This window comes from Arsenophonus sp. aPb (assembly GCF_029873475.1).
Taxonomy (GTDB): Bacteria; Pseudomonadota; Gammaproteobacteria; order Enterobacterales; family Enterobacteriaceae; genus Arsenophonus.
In genome coordinates this window covers 2434828-2454937 of sequence record NZ_CP123499.1, presented here as the reverse complement: position 1 = coordinate 2454937, position 20110 = coordinate 2434828, and the positions used below count along the sequence as shown (strand labels likewise).

The 20110-nt window shown below is 34.2% G+C and carries 17 protein-coding genes; 9 read left to right on the top strand and 8 right to left on the bottom strand.

The window, feature by feature from the left end; genetic code table 11:
• Window positions 1-825: 825 nt before the first annotated feature.
• The 6 genes from QE177_RS10925 to nikA all read right to left on the bottom strand — a co-directional run bounded on the left by QE177_RS10925 (window position 826) and on the right by nikA (window position 6611).
• The gene (locus QE177_RS10925; RefSeq protein ID WP_280549573.1) at window positions 826-1509 is read right to left on the bottom strand and encodes a YetF domain-containing protein; all 684 of its coding nucleotides are present in this window, start codon (window positions 1507-1509) and stop codon (window positions 826-828) included.
• 201 nt (window positions 1510-1710) lie between these two features.
• Window positions 1711-2502, bottom strand: a complete 792-nt coding sequence (gene nikE, locus QE177_RS10920) for a nickel import ATP-binding protein NikE (protein WP_280549571.1) — start codon at window positions 2500-2502, stop codon at window positions 1711-1713.
• Window positions 2499-3263 carry a nickel import ATP-binding protein NikD gene (locus QE177_RS10915; protein WP_280549569.1) on the bottom strand — a complete coding sequence of 255 codons (765 nt, stop codon included), beginning with the start codon at window positions 3261-3263 and terminating at the stop codon, window positions 2499-2501. The genes nikE and QE177_RS10915 overlap by 4 nt, the downstream gene beginning before the upstream one ends.
• Window positions 3263-4096, bottom strand: coding sequence for a nickel ABC transporter permease subunit NikC (nikC, locus tag QE177_RS10910; protein ID WP_280549567.1), 834 nt, complete (start codon window positions 4094-4096; stop codon window positions 3263-3265). The genes QE177_RS10915 and nikC overlap by 1 nt, the downstream gene beginning before the upstream one ends.
• Window positions 4093-5037 (bottom strand): nickel ABC transporter permease subunit NikB, encoded by a 945-nt coding sequence (gene nikB / locus QE177_RS10905; protein ID WP_280549565.1) that lies wholly within the window; start codon window positions 5035-5037, stop codon window positions 4093-4095. The genes nikC and nikB overlap by 4 nt, the downstream gene beginning before the upstream one ends.
• A complete protein-coding gene (gene nikA / locus QE177_RS10900) occupies window positions 5037-6611 on the bottom strand; it encodes a nickel ABC transporter substrate-binding protein (RefSeq protein WP_280552271.1) in 1575 nt (524 codons plus the stop codon). The genes nikB and nikA overlap by 1 nt, the downstream gene beginning before the upstream one ends.
• Before the next feature lie 378 nt (window positions 6612-6989).
• Between nikA and QE177_RS10895 the strand changes: the two genes are divergently transcribed.
• Together QE177_RS10895 and QE177_RS10890 are read left to right on the top strand one after the other, a co-directional pair.
• Window positions 6990-9065, top strand: a complete 2076-nt coding sequence (locus tag QE177_RS10895; protein ID WP_280549563.1) for a TonB-dependent receptor — start codon at window positions 6990-6992, stop codon at window positions 9063-9065.
• A gap of 18 nt (window positions 9066-9083) precedes the next feature.
• Window positions 9084-9842 carry a hypothetical protein gene (locus QE177_RS10890; protein WP_280549561.1) on the top strand — a complete coding sequence of 253 codons (759 nt, stop codon included), beginning with the start codon at window positions 9084-9086 and terminating at the stop codon, window positions 9840-9842.
• A 304-nt stretch (window positions 9843-10146) separates the two neighbouring features.
• On the opposite strand, the gene QE177_RS10885 is transcribed toward QE177_RS10890, so the two are convergent.
• Together QE177_RS10885 and QE177_RS10880 are read right to left on the bottom strand one after the other, a co-directional pair.
• On the bottom strand, window positions 10147-10524 hold the full coding sequence (locus QE177_RS10885; RefSeq protein WP_280549559.1) for a hypothetical protein: 378 nt from the start codon (window positions 10522-10524) through the stop codon (window positions 10147-10149).
• A gap of 661 nt (window positions 10525-11185) precedes the next feature.
• Window positions 11186-11395 (bottom strand): hypothetical protein, encoded by a 210-nt coding sequence (locus tag QE177_RS10880; RefSeq protein ID WP_280549557.1) that lies wholly within the window; start codon window positions 11393-11395, stop codon window positions 11186-11188.
• Window positions 11396-11625: 230 nt separating this feature from the next.
• On the opposite strand from QE177_RS10880, the gene QE177_RS10875 reads away from it, so the two are divergent.
• From QE177_RS10875 to QE177_RS10845, 7 genes are all read left to right on the top strand, one after another.
• Window positions 11626-12465, top strand: coding sequence for a DNA/RNA non-specific endonuclease (locus tag QE177_RS10875; protein WP_280549555.1), 840 nt, complete (start codon window positions 11626-11628; stop codon window positions 12463-12465).
• Window positions 12466-12684: 219 nt separating this feature from the next.
• Complete coding sequence (locus tag QE177_RS10870; RefSeq protein WP_280549553.1) at window positions 12685-13689, top strand: hypothetical protein; 1005 nt, start codon at window positions 12685-12687, stop codon at window positions 13687-13689.
• Between the two features lie 632 nt (window positions 13690-14321).
• Entirely contained in the window at window positions 14322-16517 is a 2196-nt protein-coding gene (locus QE177_RS10865; RefSeq protein ID WP_280549552.1) for a TonB-dependent siderophore receptor, read from the top strand.
• A gap of 324 nt (window positions 16518-16841) precedes the next feature.
• Window positions 16842-17717: an SAM-dependent methyltransferase TehB gene (tehB, locus tag QE177_RS10860; RefSeq protein ID WP_280549550.1), complete on the top strand. Its 876-nt coding sequence runs from the start codon at window positions 16842-16844 to the stop codon at window positions 17715-17717.
• A gap of 110 nt (window positions 17718-17827) precedes the next feature.
• Window positions 17828-18049, top strand: coding sequence for a hypothetical protein (locus QE177_RS10855; RefSeq protein WP_280549548.1), 222 nt, complete (start codon window positions 17828-17830; stop codon window positions 18047-18049).
• Window positions 18050-18626: 577 nt separating this feature from the next.
• Window positions 18627-19226: a lytic polysaccharide monooxygenase gene (locus QE177_RS10850; RefSeq protein WP_280549547.1), complete on the top strand. Its 600-nt coding sequence runs from the start codon at window positions 18627-18629 to the stop codon at window positions 19224-19226.
• A gap of 427 nt (window positions 19227-19653) precedes the next feature.
• Entirely contained in the window at window positions 19654-20067 is a 414-nt protein-coding gene (locus tag QE177_RS10845) for a structural protein (protein ID WP_280549545.1), read from the top strand.
• Window positions 20068-20110 lie beyond the last annotated feature (43 nt).

The window sequence follows — 20110 nt, the reverse complement described above, 5'->3', positions numbered from 1 at the left end:
GCTTAGTGTTCTCTGTCGCTTCTTGTTTCACATTTTTCAGTTAAACCTTCCAGCGCGAGCTCTACATATCTGGCAATTTGCCTCGATATTCACTTGAATTTTTTATCTCAATTAGAGTAGGTGCTGTGTCATTCCGGTGTCTATTTGTCATTTAAAATTAAATTATCTATTGTTCACTTTTGGCTAACCACATATTACATTTTGATTAACATCAAAGTAGTTAATGGGATGGTTATTATTTGAACATTAAAGGTTATATTCGTTATTTTTAATAGTTTTTTGCTGTATTATAATACTACCAAATTTATTGCCGAAGTCGTTGTTTTCCCTGGTGTTGGCCAGCTTGAATGCTGGCTTTTTTTGTTCTTAAGCAGTTGCCGCAAAAAGAGACAGCAGTGTCGTTATCGGCTTATGGCCATAGTATTTCAGTGCTAATGGGAAGGATTAATTGCTGGTATGTTGATATAAAGTGAGCTGTGTCAACGAATTTAGTGAGTTAGTAAAAAAACAGAGATAGTCGAGTCGAGTTAATCTATATATTTTATAAAAGGAAATTTTACATTTAATCTGGTTTACTATTTTTTATTAACTTAGTGATGATAAATTTAATTTTTATAATCATGATATAAGTTTTATTGAATGAAAATATTAAAAATAGCTGGGTACTTTATAACTATTTTTAAGTTAGCCCAGTTGGCAGCTAAAAATATTTTAATCAGCCGGTTAATTAAAAAATATTTGCTGATATCAGAATGTTTAGCTTTTTAGAAAATCTTGCTTAGAAGGTAAAAATTGAATTTGGTTGCTTACTGTAGTGCAAATAAATTATTTTAGCTCTTTTTTAAGCAAGTCAGCAGGTAGTTTTTTAATATCACCATTTTTTAATATAAATAATAAATTACCTTGCCAGAATTCAGCAATAAATACATTTTTTTCTTGGATTTTGAATTTTTTCATTTTTTTTAATAGCCAATCTTTATCTTTTTCAATTTCGTTAAGCCCCGCGTTTCTTATTTCACCATCTTTCATTAAGATCACCGATGGCATTTTTGCGCCCTCACAAACAGCGGTCATCTGTCCATCTGGTTCAATTTGCGCATAAACAACTTCTTGAAAAGAATGTATCCCTTGTGCTCTCAGCTGTGAGGAGATTTTTAAAATATCTATTTTATTTTTGTTTTGCAGAATGTTTTCCATTAAAAATTTGCCATGTTTAATAATTGGAATTGGATCACCAATGGTGACAGAACGAATGCAGTGGATATGTTTGCTAATAAAATTCAATAAGGAAACCAATGAAACACCAATAAGCAAAACGATAATGTATTGATATAGAGGAATTGAATCTGTGTAAATTACCCCACCAATTATGCCTCCTAAAACAAAATTACCTATAAAATCAATCGGCGTCATTTGCGATAGTTGTGTTTTACCTGAAAGGTTTAAATGTGTAATAACAATGACAAATCCAATAATAAATTTGATAAGAACCCAACCATAATAAGCCATATTTTTATCCTTAACGGTTAATAAAGTGTTAAGTATTATTATTTAAAAATATGCTAATTTTTGTCAAAGTCCATTATTAAATAAATTAGCTGGTCATATATCAGTAAGAGGAATAAATAGTGAAAGTAGGCAAATTAAAAAATATTTTCAGCAAATCATCACGGATTTACTGAAAGTTTACCTGGACAGTCTGTGTTTAAATTAAAAAAACACCTCTGCTATGGAATTGTCATTACATACAGGAAATGCTGGCAAAACTGCATTCTGTAGTGCCTTACCGGTTTTCGAGTGTAAGGTCAATGGCGTTTCTATCACTGAAGTTTCAATAATTTGGCCATTTTCCATTATCATGAGTTGTTGACAGAGGCGTTCAACTAATCGTAAGTCATGGGTAATGAATAAACAGGCTGTGTAAAATTGTTGCTGAAGATTTTTAAGTAACTGAATAATTTCAGCTTGTAGTATCAGATCGAGATTAGAAACGGCCTCATCAAGAATCAACAATTTAGGCTCGACAGCCATCGCACGTGCCAGGCATACACGCTGTAATTGACCACCACTTAGTTGAGATGGGCTTTGATTGAGTAGGAAACTATCCAATTCAACCGCATCTAGCATTTTAGCTATGCGCGCCTGTTCTTCCTTTTTAGTTAGTGATAAAAGGTGTTGAATGGGTTCACGAATAATTTCGTCTATGGTTTTACGTGGGTTAACGGCTGTTATTGGATCTTGGAATACGATCTGAATATCTTTACGAAACTGCTTCATTGCTTTTCCTTTCAGTTTGGTTAGAGACGTTCCGCACCAGCGGATCTCACCAGAACTAGGAGAGACAAGGCCTATCAATAAACGGGCTAACGTGCTTTTTCCACAACCACTGCGTCCCAATAAAGCAACGCTTTCTCCTGCCTTCAGTGCTAGCGTTATTTGGTTAAAAAGTAGAGGCTGACGGGGATAGCCAAAAGTGACTTTGTCAATATTAAGTAATGTCATACAGATAACCCCAGATCATATAATGCCAAATGTGCTGCCAGTAGATTACGCGTAATTTGGTGCTTAGGTCGATGGAAGATCGCGTTAACGTTGCTATATTCGACAATTTTACCATCATGCATAACGGCGACGTCATCAGCCAAACGAGCAACTACCCCCATATCATGAGTGACCAATAACATACCAATTGCACGAGTTTGGATAATATTTTTTAGTAGATCAAGAAGATGAGTTTGGGCAACTGTATCAAGGTCAGTCGTTGGTTCATCCGCAATGATAAAAGGCGTATCACTGAGTATCGCTATTGCTATCATCATTCGTTGTAACATTCCACCGCTCATTTCAAAAGGATAAAGTGAAAGTATATGGTCAGCATTTTCTAATCCAACTGACTGTAATGTTGCTTTTATCATTGCACTATCGACAGGTTTGCCGAGAGCGTGGCGGGTTTCTTTTATATGGCTAATCATTGTATTAAGCGGATTGAAAGCACTACGTGGATTTTGCATGATAGTTGCTATATGTGTGCCACGTAACTGTTGAGGAGAGATAATTTGCCTATCCAGCAATAAATTTCCGTCTGTTTGATTTACGCCCGCAGGTAGTATGCCGAGCATGGCGGCGCAAGTTAATGATTTGCCACAACCACTGCTGCCGACTAATGCTAGCACTTTGCCTTTCTTGATCGTTAGCGACACATCTTGTACCAGCGGTCGTTGAGCTTTAAGTGTTATATTTTGCAACTCAATTTTCTGTGACATTAATCGTTATGCTCCGCTACCAGATAAGGATCGAGATGATCGCGTAGGGCATCCCCAAGTAGGTTAAAAGCCATCACCGTCAAAAACAGTGCTAAACCTGGCCACAATATTTGTAGTGGTTGAGTCCAGATATATTGGCGAGCATCATTAATCATGACTCCCCATTCAGCCGTTGGGGCAGTAACGCCTAATCCAAGAAAAGACATACCAGCCACATGTAGCATCATATGACCAAGATCTAAGGTTGCCAAAACTAATAACGATGGGAGGATTGCACCAGCTAGGTGATCGATGAATAAACGTCCGCTACTAGCACCATACATTCTTGCTATGAGAATAAATTCGCGTTGACGCAGAGAAATAACAATACTACGCACCATACGTGCATACCAAGCCCAGTGTGATAAAGCGATAGCAATAATTACATTTGTTAGCCCTGTTCCTAAAACGCCAACCATAAAAAATGATAGAATTGAAGTAGGAAACGTCATAAAAAGCTCAGTGATACGCATCAGAATTTGGTCTATTTTGCCACCCAATAACCCAGCGCTTGCACCAATGCTTAACCCCAATGCCAGGATTAATATAAGGCACAGTATGACTGAGCCAAGTGACACGCGTGTTGCTGCTAATAAACGAGAGAAAATATCGCGACCTAAGTGGTCGGTGCCAAGCCAGTGTTGCTGATTTGGTGGTAGTAGCCGTTGTGTTAGCTCGATCGCTTGTGGATCATAAGGTAGCCACCAATGGCTGGTAAGGGCTATTATAATCAGTAGCGCAATAATGATGATCGCTAAGCGTACAGACCAACGAGTTGAAAGGTAAAAATTCATGCATTTTCCCTTTCTTGATGTCGGATCCGTGGGTCAAGAACGGCATTAAGCAGATCAACCAACAGATTGCATAGCATATAAACCACCACCATCATTAAGGTGAAACATTGGATCACCGGATAGTCTCGATTAAAAATTGCCGATACTGCGTATCGACCTATACCGGGCCAGGCAAATATGCTTTCAATAATCATGGTGCCGCCAATCAGTTCACCAATGTGCATCCCAAGAGCTGTTACTATCGGTAGTGACGCATTACGTAAAATATGTCGTCTTTCAGTTTGTTTCTCGTTGAGTCCGCGTAATCTTGCCCAGTTAACGTGTCGTTGTCCTGCAACTTCTAACATACTAGCACGTAACAGTCTGGCATTAATTGCTAGTGACATCAAAGCAATAGAAAATGCCGGTAGGATAATATGTTGCCAGCTACCATAACCTAGAGCAGGTAACCATTTTAGCCAAACTGAAAATAACATGATTAATAGGAAGGCTAGCCAGAAGTTTGGCATGGAAACGCCTAAAAATGCGATGATGCGTACGACAAAATCGGGTAAGCGATTACGATGGCGCGCTGCCCAGATCCCTAAGGGTATCGAGGTAAATAAAATAATGAATAATGCCGCTCCAGCTAGTTGCAAAGTTGCTGGCAAAAATTGTAAAAGATCATTTAGTACAGGACGTTGAGTTGCATATGAATTGCCAAAGTCTAGATGTAGTGCTTTCCATAACCATGTTCCATATTGCGCAGTCAACGGTTGATCAAGGCCAAGCATTATTCGTGTTGATGCCAACATTTCTGGTGTAGGTGGCAGATTTGACAGTCGTAAATAGTCCATGGCAGGATCGCCCGTGCCATAACGCAGCAGTACGAAAACAATAACTGAGGCGGCTAATAGCAACGGTATTAGTAGTAAAATACGCCGCAAAATGTAGCGCAACATTATGATTTCTCCGGCTTGATTTGCTCAAATGCAATTTCTGTCGATATAGGTGCAAACGGGATATGACCCAATTGCGGACGTGAGATGCTCATGAGTGATATGTAACTAATTGGCAGATAAACCGCTGAATGATGTAATCGAGTTAGTACATCAACGTATAACATTTTGCGCTGTTGCTCATCGGTTGTTGTCAGGATCTCGGTGATTTCATTATCAATAATCTTTTTGTCCGGTAAGCCTAATTGAGCTTGATAATCAGCATGTGAAGGTACCCGCATCGAGCTCATAAAAGCGTATGGATCGTAAGGCGTACCCCAGGTGCGATTAAAAATCATGCTAAATCGGCCATCGCGTTGACGGGTATAAAAGCTGCTTTCTTCTTCGCCTATTAGTCTTGTGTCTACACCAATTTGCTGTAGGTTAGCCTGAATAACTTCAGCCATTGATTTATTAAGTGCGTCGGTTGCAACAAAAGCTAGTTCTATTCTTAATGGTTCGCCCGCCTTCTCACGGATTGTTTTGCCTGTTGGTAATATCCAGCCAGCACTATCCAATAATGCTTTAGCTTTCTGCGGGTCATATTCCCGCGCAGTAAGTTTGATATTGGCGTATGGCACCGTTGGCGCAAACAAGGTATTGGCTACTTTTTGGGTAGCATAAAACGTATTGGCAATCAGCTTTTTTTTATCAACAGCATAGTTAAGTGCTTCGCGTACTGCTAACTCTTTAGTTGGTGTTCGCGCAGAATTTAAGGCTAACATTACCGTTTCAATTGGGGCAGAGAGTTGGGTATGGTACTGTGGATTACGGCTTAAGTAAGCGAAAGTTTCGGGCGGTAACAGTCCATCATTACCGTATAGTAGATCGATATCGCCAGCTTCAAATGCGATAGCTCGGCTGATTGGATCGGGGATCACTTTGATGGTTATTTTTTCTAATACAGGTTTTTTGCCCCAGTAATGATCATTACGTAGCAAGACATCATATTGATTAAGTTTTGAGGTCTGTAACTTCCACGGCCCAGTACCAATTGGGGCAATGATACCATCCATAGTTTCATTTTTTTTAAACTGTGAAGGTGCGATAAAACGGAAAGGACGGGGTAAAGAGAGTTCCTGTAGGAAAGGGTAATAAGCGCTTTTAAGTGTGATTTGTAACTGGCTGTTACTTAACGCTTTAACATTGGTTATCTGATTAGTCAACTCTAGCCAAGCATGACGTCGGCGATTATTGAGTATAGCCCGAAAATTTTTTTCAGCGGCTTGTGCATTAAACGGTTCACCGTTAGAAAAAGTAACATCATCACGTAAGGTAAAAATCCACACTCTTCCATCTTCGGAATGTTGCCAACTTTTTGCTAGCCAAGGTTTTACCTGTCCATTAGCTTGGTACTTAACTAAGGGCTCATAAATCATACTTTGGGCAAAAATTTGGTTTGGGGTGTAGAGATGGGGGTTAAGTGGCCCAACATTCACTGGCCAGGCAATATTTAATTCTTTATTAGAAGCCGCATAAGTGTAGAGCGAAGTGCAACTAAGTAAGACAATTAACGTGCGGCGTACGATAGACAAAATTTTTTCCTCAGAGACAGATCGCTAATCAAGATAGGCAGATTTTAATAATTCATCATACTTCTGGCTTGAGCTGGATCAAGGGGAACGACTAATCGTCGCAGGTAAAACTTGTTGTTGGTTGTGATGTTGGTACTTTTAACATGATATGCGGTTGTTCTCTAAATTGTTTGTATAAAATTCTATAAATATTGATTAACAAATTAATATCCCGATTAGCTTAATTGAAACCTCCCTAAAAAATTTATTAATTACAGAAATTATTAATAATCATTTCATTTGTTAAAAATAGGCTATTTTTTCACTATAGTTAATGTTATATTATAACATAACATATTCAATGGAATTAAAGAGCACTCGTTTATAGGAAATGTAAACAAAATGAAGAAAATTTTATTGTCCAGTTTGGCAACAGCAATTGGGATGACTATTTCATCTGGCGTAATGGCAGATCCAAAACCAAGTACGGAAAAAAAGAACAAGGATGTTATCGTTGTAAAAACCGATCCATTAAATCGTCCTTCTTTATTGATGACAACACCAACCAAGGTTTTGTCGGGAGAGGAGTTAACGCAGCAGCGTAAAGCTTCTATTGCTGAAACATTAGAGGAAATACCAGGTATTAATGGTAGCCATTTTGGAGCAGGCGCAATAAAACCGATTATTCGTGGTATGTCGGGCGCACGCGTTAAAGTACTAAATGATGGAATTGATGTACTTGATGCTTCGATTGCTGGGCCTGATCACGCGATCACTAGCGAACCTTTCTTAGCTAATCGGATTGAAGTTTTAAAAGGGTCAGCAACATTACTATATGGCGGTGGTGCAATTGGTGGTGTTATTAATGTGTTAGATGAGCGGATCCCGACTTCTGTACCAGCAAAAGGTTATACAGGACAGATTGATTTACGGACAAATAGTGTCGCTAATGAAAATACGGGGTCAGTTGGATTAACATTAGGTAAAGAGAATTTTGCCTTACGATTGGAAGGATTAAAACGTCATACTCAAGATTATCGTATGCCAAAGCGAGCCGGTGAGCTAAATTCTTATCGCTTACCGGGTTCCTATAATCGAACTAATAATTTTAATATCGGCGCCAGTTTGATTGGGGAAAAAGGTTATATTGGTCTGGCATACGGTATTCAACAAAATGAATATGGTTTACCGGGTCACAGTCATGCTCATTGCCATGAACACAGTTCTTCAGGAAATTGGCACTGTGAGAAAGATGATCATACGCATCATCATGGGCATAATCATGCGCACAATCATCAACACCATCACAGCCATGGTGTTCCTTTTGTGAATATGAAACAGCAACGTTGGGAAATCCGTGGCGAATATGCAGATCCTTTTAGCGGCTTTGAACGTATCAGACTACGCGCGGCTCATACAGATTATAGTCATGATGAAATTGAAGGTCAGACAGTTGAAACTACATTTAATAATAAAGCAACAGAAGGACGGCTAGAATTAACCCATGCACCTATTTTAGGTTGGCACGGGGTAATGGGTGGACAGTTTACTCAGCGTAATTTTTCTGCTGAAGGTTTAGAAGCGTATGTTCCTGCTACTTTGACCCGTAATCAGGCGCTTTTTTTAATTGAGGAATTTGAAGCTGGTCCATTGCGTTATGAATTAGGCGTTCGTCATGAGTGGCAAAAAATTGATGTAACAAAAGGTAGTCGTTCTAGCCAACATAGTGGTACTTCCGGATCGGCCGGTGTAACATGGACATTAGCACCTGAGTATGCCTTGACGGCCTCATTATCACATTCTAAACGTTTACCTATTGCTGAAGAACTTTATGCGAATGGGATCCATGCTGCAACAAGGACGATTGAAACAGGTAATGAACATCTTAAAGCTGAATCAGCAACTAATCTTGATATTGGTTTTACCAAATTTGCCGGTGATTTCCAATTTGGCTTAAATACTTACTATAACCATATTGATGGATATATTTATGGCAAGGATGCAGGTTATTCACCCGGCGCGGGTTATCGCCATCTACACTATGTACAGCAAGATGCTGTTTTTAATGGGGTTGAAGCTGAAGCATCATATCAACTCACGGATAATACCAAGTTCTCTGTCCAGGGTGATATTGTTAAAGCCAAGCTTCGTAGTGGCGGTTATTTGCCACGTATCCCGGCTTATCGCATCTCGGCTACTATTGAACATCAATGGTTTGAATCCTTAAACGGCCGGTTGCGACTTACTCACGTTGGTAGCCAACATAAAACAGCACAATATGAAACATCCACAGCCGGTTATAATCGAGTTGATATTGGCCTAACCTGGCAAAATCATTTTAATGACTTAGATTATATGCTGTATGGCCGCATTGAGAATCTATTTAATGGCGCAGCTCGGGATCATACCTCGTATATTAAAAATGAAATGTATTTGCCTGGTCGTAATTTTGTCATTGGGGCAAGTTTATCTTTCTAAATTTCTAGGGGAATTGATTTGGTATCAACACTATTTAGTCATATTGAAATGATCCATGGTAATAACCCCTGGGGCAAGATATTAGATGCGGGTACAGGCATTAATTCACTAAGCTGGATCAGCCAGCTTAAGAGTGAAAGTTGGACCGCAGTAACTTGTGCAATCAATATGAAAGCCGATATTCAGCAAATTATTTCAGCCAGACAAAGACCTCAGGATCGTCTTTTATTAGGCAATTGGGCTGATAGTGATTTCATGGTTAATGAACGATTTGATACTGTTATTGCTGATTATTTATTAGGCGCGGTAGACGGTTTTGTGCCTTACTGGCAAATACCTCTATTATACCGTTTAAAAGCATTAACTCTTAATCGGCTTTATTTTACTGGTTTAGAGCCTTATGTACCTTACAATGCAAATTGCCGAGCGGGGCATCTTGTGGTAAGTATTGGCCGTTTGCGTGACGCGTGTTTATTACTTGCTGGCGAACGTCCTTATCGAGAATATCCGGCCGATTGGGTGATCTATCATTTACAACAAATTGGATTTGAAATAGTAGATCTAAAACATTATCCAATTAATTATGGTCACAATTGGTTGACAGGCCAAATGGAAATGTGCCGCCAGCGGATTAATACATTCGTTGATCGACAATTAGCGATGTCGATGCTTGAGCATATCAATCAATTAGAACAACAGGCACTTTTATGTATTGCCCAACAGGGAAGTTTAAAACATGGTGCGGATTATGTTATTTCCGCTAAATTAGCAAAATAAAGTTTATTAGCATAATATGCTAATAAATGAAAATATTAGGCTATTTATATTAATAAATGGGTCATAAGTATAATATTTAATTTTTGTTATAAAATATTTATATCCTATTCAATATTTAATATTGAATAAAATAAGATAGATAAAATTAACCAGGGTTAAAATATTGTCATTTACTAATATTTGCTATAAACATTAATTTTATTTCTAATAATTTCTCGTCTGTTAATCGCAACTTATAAGGTACCGTAATTGGTTACGGTACCTTAAAAATTTTATTGTATTTTGGCTAATATTTAACTATAAATTAGCCACATGTTTCAGGTGAAAAATCCTTATGTCCTCTACCTTCATAGCATTTAATTAATACATCTTGCGGTTTTTCTAAGATCCATTTGTCATCTTTAAGAATAAAAGTAAAAATGGTTTTGATTGCTTCGACAGAATCGTCTAAAAGGCCGGACTCTACAATACTTACTTCAACTGAATCAGGAGACTCAATACGATTAGTACGTTGAGTAATAACAACATTACTAACATCAGGCTGGAAACTATTTCCCATCATTTTAATTGCTAGCGGGATGGGTTTATTTTCATTATCTGACATAGTTGTTTCTGTTTGCTTATCACAAGCAGCTAATAATAAACAGGAAGAAAGAGCAATCGTTAATTTTAATCTATTCATTTTTAACCTTTATTTTTGTGAAATTCACTATCGATTATAAATTAAATAACAATATTTATCATAGTATATTAATCTGAAATTTTGTTTCTTATATAGTGTTTTCTAAATTATTTTGTAATTGATAGTTATGTCTAAGGAATATTTGTTATTAATGATAATATTAATCAAGCATATTTGTTTTTATTTGCCAGAATAGATACTTTATCATTTGAAAGAGAATGTTGAAATATCTATAATACTGTTGTCATTAGATGACAATCTGTAGTTTTTTGAAATTACTTGGTCAGTCGTGGCATTTTTTAACATTTACAAGTATAAAAAATGATTATTAATGACTAAGGCTCGATAATTGAAATTAGATAAAATAATAGAAAACAATTTAGAATAACTTTATAATATATTGGAATAACGCCTATCTGATAGAGTAATATTTCTACAATATAAAAACGAATTTAAATGTTTTACTTAGAAACTATTAGTAAATAAATATTTCTATATTTTAATTTAAATTTTTTAATAAAATTATTTATATTAATAAGTCATGTTATTGTCAAATTTTATTAATGTTATTCAAAAATCTAATCTTGCGATCGCTAACAAATAATCGTAATTATTAAATCAGAGATAATATACCTCTTCTTACTGAAGAGGTATGTCTAATTCAGTTAGATAACTGAGGAACGTTATTCTTGATTTCTATCGTGGCATCAATGATATTTGTAAATATTTTTTCAAAAGGTGGGTTTAAACCTATGTTGGTATTTATATCTGTGCCTTTTATATTGTCATTTAATATATCAGTTGTAGCATAGCCACAATTAATGTTAAAAATAGAGATGATAATAGCTAAAATTTTCAATAACCCTGTCATAAAATTATCCTCCAATGATAAGTGAAAATGACGATTAATTGTGCGCTATCTTTTTCAACATTGCAATAACATTTGTGAAATACTGTAAATTTTATTTATATAAGAGTATTTATTGTATTTTATATTTATTTTTGCTCTTTTATCTTGTTGTCAAATAGCTTGTTTGTTGGTTTAAATATTATAGTAAAATTTATTTGAAAAAATTGACTATTAAGATGAGAAATTATCATATGAAAATATTTTTACCATTTATTTTTTTATTTTTACTTATTTCTGGTTGTAATATTGTTCGACATGAACCAGCATCTGTTAAGCCTATTGAAAAAATTACGCCTCAAGTTAGACAAAATTGTGGAATAGGTTGTCCATTAGGAGGAAGTAATACCACGATACAACGTGTAGTCTACACGCTAAATAATAATAGTAATACTAAATTTGCAAATTGGGTTGCCTACTTAATAACGATGGATAGCTTAGGCAGCGGTAAGGATAGAAATTGGAAAAAAGATCCTAATTTAAGTAATGATGAAACTTTATCTCCAGCGGATTATATTGGTGCCAATAAAGCATTAAAAGTGGATAGAGGACATCAGGCGCCATTAGCTTCTTTGGCAGGTTTAGCGGACTGGCCAGCACTTAATTATTTATCTAATATCACCCCACAAGTCGCAGAACTTAATCAAGGCGTATGGGCGCGTTTAGAAGATCAAGAAAGAGCTCTCGCCAGAGCAGGTAATAAGGTATTTTCAGTAACAGGTCCTTTATATGAAAAAAATATTGGTAAGCTACCTAATAGCGACAAAAAACATCTTATCCCTAGTGGATACTGGAAAGTGACATATATAAATGACAGTCCTGAAAAATCTTCTTATGCTGCATTTATTATGGAACAAAGTACGCCACAGAGTGGGAGTTTTTGTCAATATCAAGTCACAGTAAAAGAAATTGAACAGAGAACTGGGTTAATTATTTGGAGTGGGTTACCAGAAAATATTCAGCAAGCAATAAAATCAAAACCAGGAAAATTAGTTGAAAAAATGGGTTGTAGTATAATTCATCCTAAATATTAATTGTAACTAAAACATAATTACATTTTGCTAAAATTAGTACTATCTAGTCAATAAAACTTAATTTTAAATATAATTATTTTATAATTTTAATTTGTTTTGCAATAGCAAAAATATATTATTTTAATTTTTTATAAAATATTTTTTTGGTGGATGATAACTAAATAAAACTCAATTGTTTTATCATTTAATAAATAATATAAAATAAATAGGAATAACTATATGAAGAAAATTTATTTATTATTTTTGATATTTTTATGGAGTAGTTTATCTAATGCGGTTGTAGTCGGTGATATTGTAACAATTCAACATAAATGGCCTGACAATGCTGCATTCAATAAAATATCTTTTTTCCTACAAGTTAATAATGATGGCGGCTCGAGATCAAATTATTATTGGGCGAATCAATTTAATTTTATAAATGGAGATACTGGTTTTATTGGATTACAAAATAGACAAAATGGCGTTCATGCATTTAATTATTCAATTAAACAAGCTAAAGGGTGGCGAAGTGGCAATTGTCGTTTTTTTTATTATGCTGATTCAGGCGTACAGTGTGAGGTTATTATTCAATGGAAAGCCGGGCATTTGTATCGACTGGATGTTAGTAAAGATGGAAATTTAGTTACTGGTTTGATTACTGATTTAATGGATGGAAAATCAACTACGATTGGTATTGTTGAAGTCCCAAATAATTATGGCAAATTAAATAATTCAAAAGGTTTTGTAGACGAATATTCTCATGGTCATAATCAATTAAAATCTTGTTATGATATCGGTGCCCAAGCTTCTATGTTTCGCAATCCTTTAGGCGATAATCGCATTCTAGCTAAACAACGTACTTACACTAGTGGTAACTGTAATAATATATTTGTCGTTCATGCAGCATGTAATGATGGAGAATGTATTAACACTATTAGTAATCTTAATGGCTCTATTCCTCCTAATATCCATAAAGTTACTATAAAGAATAGTCAAAATATTTTGGTGGAAGAAGTAGCTGCCGCTTTAAATTATAATGCTTTAATTGCTATAGAAACTTATGATGGAAGTTGGGCACCTAAAATTAATTTTCCGGATGCAAGAAAATATAAATTTAAATCAATATATATTAAATCTGATGCTAGCTATTCTTCAACCCTCTATTTTGATAATAAGCAGCTTAGAATAAATAAATCTGAAAAATTAATGTTTGTTTCTGATGGTAATCAATGGATTAGACAATAATTTATCATTGAAAAGCATTTTTATTAATAGCCACTGGTTAATACTAGTGGTTTTTTATTAAAGCTATTTTATATTAGTTAAGTTTTTATATATTTTTGTTTATTTGTTATTTTATTATATTAAATCTTGAAGTAGGTGATGCTTAAAATATATCAACACACCCTAAATCAATTAATTTTAATTAAACGAGCAATGGTTAATAGATTGAATTTTATAAATAAAAAATGTTTTAGCTAATTACTTACGCTAAATATACATTTATTTCGTTATTAATATTTTATATAGATTGTTGATTACCTCAATCAAATGAGTATAATTCTCATTTGCGCTTGCAGGAATTCCTATTTCAGCGATAGCTTTTCTATATTTGACAGGGAATATATATCGTTTTAGGTAAAACGTTAAACGTAAAGAGTTCGCATAAGTAACTATATAGTAAAAAATATAATTTTTACTATATAGGGTTTCTGTTTTTTTATCATGACCCAATATTGGCAAGTTATTTCCAATACATCATTGGTATGAATGAGTATTGGCTGCTTTTTTGCTCAGTTCAGTTTTTGCTGATTTATAGAAAATTAACTTTCCAGTCGGTCATTATTTACAACACCAGTCTTTTGTTTGAATAAAATATGAAAAATATCAAATATATGAGGGTACCATTTTGTGGCTCGTTATTGATGCTAACAATGAGTACTACAGCGCAAACAGCAACTGCTGAAATCAATAATACAAAAAATCAACAAGATACAATTGTCGTGCATGCAAAGTCACAAAATGACTTTCAATCTGGCGGAGATTCACTCGTGCCAGCCTATCTAGATGGCCATATTGCACATGGTGGTCGTCTTGGTATGTTGGGCGAGCAAAATGCCATGGATGTTCCATTTAATGTCATTGGTTATACGGCGAAAATGGTCAGCGATCAACAGGCAAAAACTGTTGCTGAGGTCGTCAATAACGATGCTGGAGTTCAGAGTGTACAAGGATTTGGTAATTTTGCCGAAACTTATCGTATTAGAGGCTTTAAGTTAGATGGTGATGATATGACACTCGGTGGATTGCCTGGCATTCTACCTCGTCAGATGGTGGATACCGCAATGATCGAGCGGGTGGAAATTTTCAAGGGTGCTAACGCATTAGTCAATGGTGCCGCTTCTTCTGGCGTCGGTGGTATTATTAACCTTGAACCCAAACGAGCTGAAGATATACCTATTACCCGTTTAGGTTTAGACTACACTTCACTATCACAAGTAGGTGGAATATTAGATGTTGGGCGCCGTTTTGGTGAAGATAATCAGTTTGGTGCGCGTTTCAATTTAGTTCACCGCGAGGGAGAAACTGCGGTAAAAAATGATAAACGCCGAACCACGTTAGCCACGCTTGCTTTGGATTATCATAGTAATCGAGTTAGAAGTTCATTGGATTTCGGTTATCAAAAGAAAACTTTTCACGGTGGTACCATGGGAGTGAATATTAGTGGCGTCGATTTTATCCCACTAGTACCCAAGAACAGACACAATTATAGTCAAAAGTGGGGTTATAGTAATATAGAAAACCAGTTTGGTCTGGTACGAGCTGAATATGATCTAGCTGATAATTGGATAATGTATGCTGGGGCGGGTGGTCAACGTAGCCAAGAAATAGGTACCTATAGCTCACCGAAAATATTAAATCGCAAAGGTGATGCAACAGTAAGCCGGCTTGATACCAAACTTTTTACTGATTCGTTTAGTGCTATGGCAGGCGTAAGGGGGCAGCTTGCAACCGGCTTTATCACTCATCGCTTGAATATGGGATATTCTGCACAAAATAAACGTAATAGGATGGCATGGCGAAGGTCTACTAATGATCCTATTACCAATATTTATCATACTCATGATGTTGCTATGCCGGATAATACCATTTTTGGTGGTAACTATTCTGATCCATTAACAACTGGTCGTGCCTTTACTCAGGGTTGGTTATTAAGTGATACATTGAGTGCCTTTGATAATAAATTACAATTATTGATAGCTGCACGTCATCAGAAAGTTGAGGTTCGTAATTATAATAATGAAACCGGTGCTGAAGAACGTGATGCACGGTATAGCAAGAGCCATTGGATGCCTACCTATGGGTTAGTTTACAAACCATGGCAGCAAGTTGCTTTATATGCCAATCATACTGAAGCCTTGCAACCGGGAAGCATAGCACCAAAGGACGCATCAAATTATGGTCAAAGTACAGGTATTGCCTATTCCCAGCAAAATGAGATAGGGATGAAAATGGATTTTGACCGGATCGGCGGCACATTAGCATTATTTGAAATTAAAAAACCGTCTGCACTTTTGGATAGTGTCACAAAACGTTATAGCCTTGCAGGTCAACAACGTAATCGAGGTATAGAATTAAACATATTTGGTGAACCGGTATTAGGTTTGCGATTGAATACTAGTGCAACTTGGTTAGCTCCAGTGTTAACAAAGACACAAGATAGAGTCAATGATGGTAATGATGCGATTGGAGTACCGCGTTTTAACATGGTTATAGGCGCTGAATATGATATTCAATCAATAGACGGTTTAACGGCAATCATGCGGATAAATCATACTGGTTCCCAATATGTAAATATAGAAAATAGTAGAAAACTTGCTAGCTATACCACTTTGGATTTGGCAATGCGTTACAATATGCAAGTTAATCATAATCAAAATGAGATGGTTTGGCGGGTTGGTATTGATAACTTAACTAATGAAAAATATTGGTCTGGCGTTGAAGACTATGGTACTTATATTTTTCAGGGTACACCGCGTATTTTGAAGGTTTCTGTCAGTTATGATTTTTGATTTATCCTTAAGTTTATTACGCCATGATAAAGTATTGGCTTAAAACTTGAATTTACTTAGTATTAAAAATTTATTTGTTTTGGCATATCATCTAAAGCGGCTACAAATGGTAGCCGTTTCTTTTGTAGTCTACTAACTAGTAATTTACTTTCTAATAACGATTAGCGTCTTATCCAGTTTTTTTATCTAAGAGAGGACAGCAAACTAATTGTTTAGCAAAAATAATTAAGAATAAATATATTCAATTTTATTTGTTAGCGTAATTTACCGATATAGAAAAAAAAATTAAAATGCATTTTAAATGCAACTTATTAAGAGATGATTATGAACAAGCTTATTTGTTACAAACAATTTACTATTTGGAATAAGGCCACAATCCCTTTAGGACTAATGGAACGGCATAATACCCAAGAGGGTATATGGGCTCAATTGACGATATATCGAGGCAGTTTGCAGTTTGTCATATTTGATGAGAATGGTAATGAGCAGCAGCAACATTTTGATGTAAAATGTCAACCAATTCAAATTCAGCCTCAAATGTGGCATAAAATAGCATCTGTTAGTGATGATATTGAGTGTCAACTCTCTTTTTATTGCCGCGAAGAAGCACTTTTTTATAAAAGAAATGGCCTTACACTTCCACATTCAGAAGTTTGTGTTCTTTCACAAATTACCAAACCATGTAAAGTATTAGATTTGGGATCAGGCAGGGGTCGTAATAGTTTTTTTTTGGCATTACAAGGTTATGCTGTGACTGCAATGGATATCAATCCTCAACATATTAATGCCATTGAAATAGTAAAAAAATCAGCTGATTTTAAGCAGATAAAAACAGCAATCTATGACATTAATGATCAGGCTTTGACAGAAAATTACGATATAATTATTTCAACCGTGGTATTGATGTTTTTACAGAGAAATAAAATCGCTAAGATTATTGAGGATATGCAAAATCATACTAATGTTAGTGGTTACAATTTAATTGTTTGTGCAGTTGAAACAGATGATACTCCTTATGAAATTTTACCTTTTAATAGTTTCTTAGCACCTAGTGAATTAATAAATTATTATAAAGATTGGGAAATCATCAAATACAATGAAGAACCAGGGCATTTACATAAAACTGATAAATTTGGTAATCGCATCAAATTGAATTTTGCCACATTGATTGCTCGTAAGAAGCGGTTAAATAAAGTTTAATTGAACTTAGCAAAAAAATATTTTTCTAACTATTTCTCTTATAGTTAAGATATAAACTATGTTCGGTGAAAAATTTTTATATTAAACTTTATTTTTGTACGAAGGAGAATATGACAGTGAAAAATTATTTTTTTGCAATAATTCCTTTTTTCTTATTGGTCGGTTGTGTCAGCTCAGATGATTATCAACAACAGTATTATAAAAAGAAGCGAGAAGAGTATCAAATGGGGGTTGGTGTAGTAAGAACTGACAGTCAACGAAGGGCTATCATGTCAGGTGAAAAGCCTGATTGGTCAGAATTACCAGAATCTCGGGTATCTAAAGAAAATTAAATAAATTATTAATAATCAAGTCTAAATATTTCTCTTGGTTGTTGTGCATTGAAAAGAGTATTTTGATGCACAGTTAATAAAATTTTACTAACAATATAAACTGTTTAATTATTATAAGTTATTGTTGCTTATATTTTAAGATTTAATTACTAAGAAAATATTTGGCATTGCATTACACTGAATATTTATGTTATTGAGAAATAAAATTTCGTTGTTTGCTATTATGGTAAATTATTTTTTATTTAGTATAATATCAATTATTAAAAAATAATAAACCCATTCAATTAAAAAAATTAATTTTTAATTTAAATGTGAATATTTTTAAAGGAATTTAGTTTTTTTTAAGTGAAAATTTTTCAAATTAAAACATCTATAATTTAAATTATTTATAAATTAATGCGTGATATGAAAATAAAAAATGTCTCAATAAAAAAATAATTTGATTTTACTTGATTAAATGTCGTTATTAATTTAATAATCTCAATGGTCTACTAATTACTTATATTTATTTAGTTAATGAAATATTTTTCTGACAGATGCTTTGTTAAATCATATGATTAATTAAGGGATTTATAAGATGAAAAATAATTTCTTATTAATACTGTTTATATTAATTGTTGTAACTGCATTTTCAAGTGTAAGTTCTAATCGTGAATCGATGCATGGATTTATTTATACACCTAAAAGCCGTTCGGTTTTATGCTGGATAGAACAGAATAAAGATTGTGGTAGTGCTAGTAGTGACCCAATGTCGATTGAAGGGATGAGAGGTTTTCCACAATATGGTGCCAAAGATGGTAGAATAGCCAGCGGTGATAATTTTTGGTTTAACCAATTAGATCAGCAAAATATCAATCGCTGGCAAAAAAATAATATTAAAGTAGGTAAAAATATATTTGAATGGTTTCTAACACAGCCAAATCATACGATAAGTTGGGAGTTTTATATTACGAAGCAGGACTGGGATCCAAACGCTCCATTAACACGCAATTCGTTTGAATCAAAACCATTTTGTTTACGATACAATAATGGAAAAAGATTAACTGTTGATGAGATGAAAATTGAATGCGATGTGCCAAAACGTAGTGGTTATCAAATTATTTTAGGTTTATGGACAATAGCTGATACTGATTCAGCTTTTTATCAAGTTATAGATGTAAATATATCAGACAAATAATAGTCAAATAGTTAGTAAAAATTTTGTCATTTTCGATAAAAAGTTAATAAATTACTGCTTATTCATTAATATAATTATCAGATATAAAATATATATTATTTTTTACAGATAAATTATAATGTTTTCTATTATTTTTCATTTTATAATTAAAGTTTATGATAATTTTGATGAAAAATTTATTATATTATTGGTATCATTATGGGGTTTTTAAATACTATATATTAAAGAAATAGTGAATAAATATATTTTTAATGGTTATTATATATGGCATATTTTGTATATAAATAATGTTTTTTAAAAAACCTTAAATTTGGTAATTTATTAACTTTGTTTTGTAGTGTTAATATTGTTTTTTAAAAAATAAATTTAAAGATGCTCTTGATTCAATATTAATATTATTCAAAAATAAATATGGAGTAAATAAATTATGGCCATTCAACGTGGTATTCGTAATAATAATCCAGGGAATATTGACTATAATCCTATTAATAAATGGCAGGGTGCCTTACCACATGATCCTTCAATTGAAAAAAGATTTTGTCGATTTGAATCTCCTGAATGTGGTATTCGCGCTATAATGGTTTTACTGAGAACATATCAACAAAAGTATGGTTTAAAAACTATATCCGATTTAATTAATCGATGGGCACCAAATAATGAAAATAATACTAGCGCATATATTATAAGTGTATCCAATAGCATGAATTTACCACCTAAGTCAGTTGTTAATATAAAAGATAAAGCAACATTGATTAGTTTAGTAAAAGCTATAATATTTTATGAAAATGGTCAGCAGCCTTATAATGATACAATTTTTGATAAAGCGTATAACATAATATAATTAAATTTCATTAATCTTATTTAATAACAAAATAAATTTTATT